5 protein-coding genes are annotated in these 5,024 nt (G+C 42.2%); 3 read left to right on the plus strand and 2 right to left on the minus strand.

The genetic code is table 11. From position 1 onward, the window contains the following. Positions 1-15 precede the first annotated feature (15 nt). Positions 16-1,233 carry an ISL3 family transposase gene (locus IX84_RS29935; protein WP_044220381.1) on the minus strand — a complete coding sequence of 406 codons (1,218 nt, stop codon included), beginning with the start codon at positions 1,231-1,233 and terminating at the stop codon, positions 16-18. On the opposite strand from IX84_RS29935, the gene IX84_RS33170 reads away from it, so the two are divergent. Next, complete coding sequence (locus IX84_RS33170) at positions 1,188-1,787, plus strand: hypothetical protein (protein ID WP_152605306.1); 600 nt, start codon at positions 1,188-1,190, stop codon at positions 1,785-1,787. The genes IX84_RS29935 and IX84_RS33170 overlap by 46 nt on opposite strands. 201 nt (positions 1,788-1,988) lie before the next feature. Next, complete coding sequence (locus tag IX84_RS32290) at positions 1,989-3,062, plus strand: hypothetical protein (RefSeq protein WP_152605307.1); 1,074 nt, start codon at positions 1,989-1,991, stop codon at positions 3,060-3,062. On the opposite strand, the gene tnpC is transcribed toward IX84_RS32290, so the two are convergent. Beyond that, positions 2,958-4,430, minus strand: coding sequence for an IS66 family transposase (gene tnpC, locus IX84_RS29950; RefSeq protein WP_052516523.1), 1,473 nt, complete (start codon positions 4,428-4,430; stop codon positions 2,958-2,960). The two genes, IX84_RS32290 and tnpC, sit on opposite strands and share 105 nt — an antisense overlap. A gap of 46 nt (positions 4,431-4,476) precedes the next feature. Between tnpC and IX84_RS29955 the strand changes: the two genes are divergently transcribed. Then, positions 4,477-4,950, plus strand: coding sequence for a hypothetical protein (locus tag IX84_RS29955; protein WP_044230207.1), 474 nt, complete (start codon positions 4,477-4,479; stop codon positions 4,948-4,950). The last annotated feature ends 74 nt before the right edge of the window (positions 4,951-5,024 follow it).

Below are 5,024 nucleotides of genomic sequence, written 5' to 3' on the forward strand. Positions count from 1 at the left end.
GGCTCTTCGCCATATTTAGTGGATTTTCAAATCAAGTCCTCCGAGTTTGAAATAGATCATCAGGATGAAATTGTGTGGGTTCCGATAGCCTCTGGCAATTCTCTTTATTTCCTGAATCTTTAGGTTTACCCCCTCAGCGAAAGCATTATTAGCCAATCTTTTGAAGTAGGTCTTTATACCGTACCAATGGTCATGGAGCATATTGACAAACTCCTGGATGGGCTTGATCCCGCTGTCCCAAGCCATCTTTATCCACTCATTGAGCGGCTTGAGGCGCTTGGTGAACTGAGCCGCATCGAAAACTTCCCGGAATAGCTCTTTAAGACGGTAGGCCTGGCCCAGGTTAGGGAATGCTTCTTTTAACAAGTCCAGGCGCTGTTGCTGCTTTTGAGATAACTTGCTGGCATTGCGCAGCCATAAATACCGGCTGTGCTTGAGCGCCTCCTTGAACTGCTTTTGTTCTGCCCTTCGAATAGTATCAATGGCTTCATTAAGCTTTTTGACTAAATGAAAGCGGTCAAAAACCATCTCGGCTTGTGGCATGTAGGATTCGCAGGCTGCGATGTAGGAGCGTGACATATCTAGAGTCACCGACCGTACTGTGGTTCTGTCTGCGCCACGAGCTTCCATATCGATAAGTGCTTCGCCTACAGCTTTTTGGTCTTTGCCCAGAGATACGCCTACTACCTTTTTAGCTTGCCGGTCACATAGGATGGTCAGGTAGTTGTGCCCTTTCTTTCGTGAGGTCTCATCGACAGATAGGTCCTTGACCGCTCTTAGCTCCTGAGTAGCCAAAGCGTTGCTTACATGGCGGCCCACTATACGGCTAGCTATACGGGAATCAAAGCTGTAGTGGCGGCCAACTGCAGAGGCGCTCATGCCTTTATCCATAAGCTTTAGAACGTCAAGCTCAAACAAAAGGGTAAAGGAGCTGCCCGGCTCAGCCCAGGGCACAGCTACCAGGCGTACCTCTCCTGACTCCGTCTTCACCCGCGGCACACGTGCGTGCAGATAGCAGTCATGTTGGAAAAAACGCAGATGCCGCCAACTCCGCAATTGATGATCGTGCACAGGGCACAGCTCGCCCTCGTACTCAAATTTGACCCGCTTATGGTGGTCTACTTCAATATGGAGCTCCTTTTCTCCTTGTGCTGCATCTCGAAAGTCAATTTTCTTGATATACCACGGTGACTTTAGCGCTAGGGCTGCTGCAAATAGTTCGGTGTCTTTCATCTGCTAAAAATACAAAACCCACTATTAATGGCGAAGAGCCAATAAACTCGAAGATTAATCAAATTGAAATAAACAAAAAAGAAGATGAACTTTCATTAGATGCAATAGAAGACGATCCATTGGTCCCCTCCCAAATTGATTACTACTATAAAAGAGTAGAAACTATAATGAGCTTGGTTTTACCCATAATACTAAGTTTACTGGGAATATACCTAATAGGAGTAGATCAGATTCTTATTGGAGCAATTTCAATAATAATGGCATTTTATCAGACAAATTTGAATAGGATAAGTGATGTATGGAAAAAAGAGGTGCAGTTTTCGATTGGAAATAAAGGAATAAATTTTAAGAATCTTTCTGATCTTGGATTTGTAATTTGGGAAGACACCCAAGACATTTCGGTAGATATCGAAAATGGGATTTTTAAATTAGATGTTTGGAGAGATGAAACGCTTTTTGAAGTGACTCTTAATTTGAATGAATACCAAATTGGAGACTATGAGGAGTTTCTCAGGAAAATAAATATCTATTTAAAAAGGAAAAACGAAGAATAAAAACGACAGCGAACAATGGCTACATGCCATGCCGGTAAAAATCTTCGAGAGGGAAATTGATATTGATAAACCCGCGCAGTCAGCAAAAGCCAGGCTGCGCCAGTTTTGCCTTTTGCTGCCTGCGCTAGCATTTGTGAAATGGAATGAAAATGGTAAATTTAGAGTCCGGCACGTCACGTAGCCGGGCCGTTCTGTCCAATTATGAAAGATAAAGATTCAATGAACGTAAGCGAAATAAATGAAGAAATTCTTTGCGTTTTGAAACGGGAAGAAAAAACTGATAAAATCATCTTAGATGTCGTCGAGATTGAGAAAGATCTAGAACCTGATTTTAGAGGTCTTTTAAATCAGTTTGAAAGAAATGGAAATACTGCAAATAGTATAGTCCATTACATAAAAAACCATAGAAAACTAAAAGTTCTCTTTAACCGATATGATTATTGTGCTCGTTTAAATATGGCTTATCAAGGGTTAGATTCTACTTTTGAGTTGATTGAGGAAAAGTATCAAAGTAAATTTGACCATATAAAGGATAAGGAAAAAAAACAAGAAGCAATAAAGAAGGAAAAGGATAAATTACTAAAAGAATGTAAGGAGAGACTACATGCTAATTACCTTCAAAAAGCATATAAAAAATGTAGAAAAGATAAAGAAATATTAGCATTTTCTCATAGAAGAGTTGGCTGGGGAGCACCAAAGTATGATTTAAATGAAAACTTCTCAATCGAATTGAAAACTAACTTTGGTTATGGTTCAGTAAGCTACTTCTATACAAAAATAAAGTACAAAGATTTAGATATTATTCCTTTTTCAGATTGGGTTAATTATCGAATATCCCGGATATTTGAAATAGTACTATATTCCTCAAAGCATACTCTTTCTAATGAAAGTTGGTATGATGCTATGAGTTATGTGGCAGAAGCATGTAATATATCTTCGAAAGATGAAGATTTATTTGTTCAAAAATATATTGTTGATCAATGTAAAGAATTGATAACAGGGTTACAAAATATTTTGAATAGTAGTACCTTTAGACTAAAAGGATATGTGTTCTTGAATCAAGAGAAAGGATATATTGATTTAAAATTAAGCGGGCATAATTTAACCGAGTTTAGAGGCGAAAAAATATCTGGAGCATTGGAATTGATAGGTAACCATTCAGCCGGTATATCAATCGCCCCAGAGCAAATTCGATACGAATGGCTCAGTTTGGGCAGTGAAGAGTTTTTTCATAGCCTCAAAAGCGGAGTATCCCTGTTTAGTGGCTGTCGATAAGAAAGCCCTGATACGCAAGAAGCGGTTGCCAGTCTCTATGCTGTGAAAGAAACCGGATATTTTCATTTTCACTTTTAGCATCCTTATGTCCCGCTCCGCCCTGTTGTTGTCAAAAGGGACCCGGAAGTCGTACAGAAAACGGAGCACCTCGCTGGCATATTCTTTTAAGGCCATAAGGAGGTTGTGGGTTTTGGTTTGCTTAGGCGGCCCTTTTGTGCCATCCCCATTTACAGCAGGGTGCAGTTTTAGCCCCTGTTGTACCCAGGTCATGTATCGTTGGCGGTACTGTGCGCAGTGGCTGGAAGAAAACGCATCTTTGCCCTTCGCTTTTGCCCGTTTTACTGCTTTATTGATGTTTTTGAGCAGTTCCTGCAGTTGCCGGGCCCAGTAATCATTATGCTCGTCAATGACGGCTTGTAAGTTGCGCAGTAAATGGGCATTGCACAGGCTATGCTGGCAGTCATAGCCGAAGTAGTTAGCGTAGCGGTCATGCACTGCAATGCCTTTAAAACCTGGCAAGATGCCCATTTCGTCCATCGTAGCATAGCCCCGCTTTCCAAGAAAGAAGTAAGTATGGGCGCTGCCGCTGGCCACATGGGCATAAGCCTGCCCTTGCGCGCGCACGCCTGTTTCGTCAAAGCCTGCTACCTCCTCTTGTTGAAAGCGCCTTATTATTTGTTCGCTGAAGCTGTCCAGTTGGCAGCAAGCCTCTGAAAGCATATTGTCTAGCGTCCCTTCGCTTATTGGCTGCCCTAAAAAATCGGACAGCAGTTCTGCCGTGCGTCCGTAAGGCAGCAATTGGTATGACATGCAGTAGCTGGCAAATGTCCGCAGGTTGGGGCCGTACACCGCATTATTCGTAGCTTCGGCGGGGAAGAGCCCCTGCGTGCGCACCCCACAGCAGGAACAGCTGGCGCGGTGTGCACGGTGCTCTGTGACTTGTATCTCAATTGGGGGGATATCGAAGACCTGACGGCGGTCAAACCCCAAGCTTGGCTGCCCCGATAAATCTGCGCCGCAACCAGAGCAAGCCTTTGGGTAATGATCCTCAATCTTCGCCTCGGCGCTGGGCACCATCTTCAAAGTAGTGCCCTTATGCCCTGGCTGTCCACCGGGTTTCCTGCCTTTCTTACTTTTTTGGGTTGTTGTGCGTGACTTCGTAGGGCCATCACTGCTCGGCGGTCGAGAACTGTTCCGGCTGTTTTGGTTGAGCTGGGCTTCCAGTTCTTTGATGCGCTGCTCTAATGTCCGGATCGTTTCGTCGCGCTGGGATATGGTTTCTTGCTGCATAGAAATAATAACCCTGACCACCTGGCTAATGTCAGGCGGCAGCTTGGATAGTAGGTTATTCAGTGCAGACGGTTCCATGGGATTAAATATCGTATTTTATTTTAACTTTGTCTAAAGCGGCTGAATGTTTACATTGATAGAGCCCATCAGGAAGTTTTCTCATATTATCAAAATAAAAAATTATATTGAGAAAATCGAAGAGTTCAATTTGGAAGTTAAGCCCATGCTTATTGATGAACAAAAAAATGTACAGGCAATACTGAAAGATTTAAAAAAGAAAAAGCAAATTTTAGAACCGATATTCAACGAGCTAAAATCAAAAAAGTTAAATTACCAGAGTAAAAGGGCTGTTTTAAAACGTGAATTGATTATAAAGAATGGAACTCACACTGATTATGATTTCAACAGTGAATTTAATCGGGAATATCCAGAATATCAAGAGTTTAAGAAAGAATTTAATGAGACATCCAAAGAATACCGTGAATTGATTACAAATATTATACAACATAAAAAGGTTTTAAAAAACCTGGTCAAGCATGAAAAGAAAATTAATTCATACTTTGTAAATAAAAGCGAAACTGGACAGAACACAGGCTAGCCGACAATACTCCGTTTCACTCCGTACTGCGGCTAGCCGGGCCGTTGGGCGCACTCCATTTTGGGAATAAAAAA

The sequence above is a fragment of the Phaeodactylibacter xiamenensis genome, from assembly GCF_000759025.1.
GTDB lineage: Bacteria > Bacteroidota > Bacteroidia > Chitinophagales > Saprospiraceae > Phaeodactylibacter > Phaeodactylibacter xiamenensis.

What these genes read in the sequence shown, in the direction of transcription:
- IX84_RS32290 (WP_152605307.1), top strand. Translation starts at nt 1,989, where the DNA reads ATGAAAGATAAAGATTCAATGAACGTAAGCGAAATAAATGAAGAAATT.
- IX84_RS29935 (WP_044220381.1), bottom strand. Translation starts at nt 1,233, where the DNA reads ATGAAAGACACCGAACTATTTGCAGCAGCCCTAGCGCTAAAGTCACCG.
- IX84_RS29955 (WP_044230207.1), top strand. Translation starts at nt 4,477, where the DNA reads ATGTTTACATTGATAGAGCCCATCAGGAAGTTTTCTCATATTATCAAA.
- tnpC (WP_052516523.1), bottom strand. Translation starts at nt 4,430, where the DNA reads ATGGAACCGTCTGCACTGAATAACCTACTATCCAAGCTGCCGCCTGAC.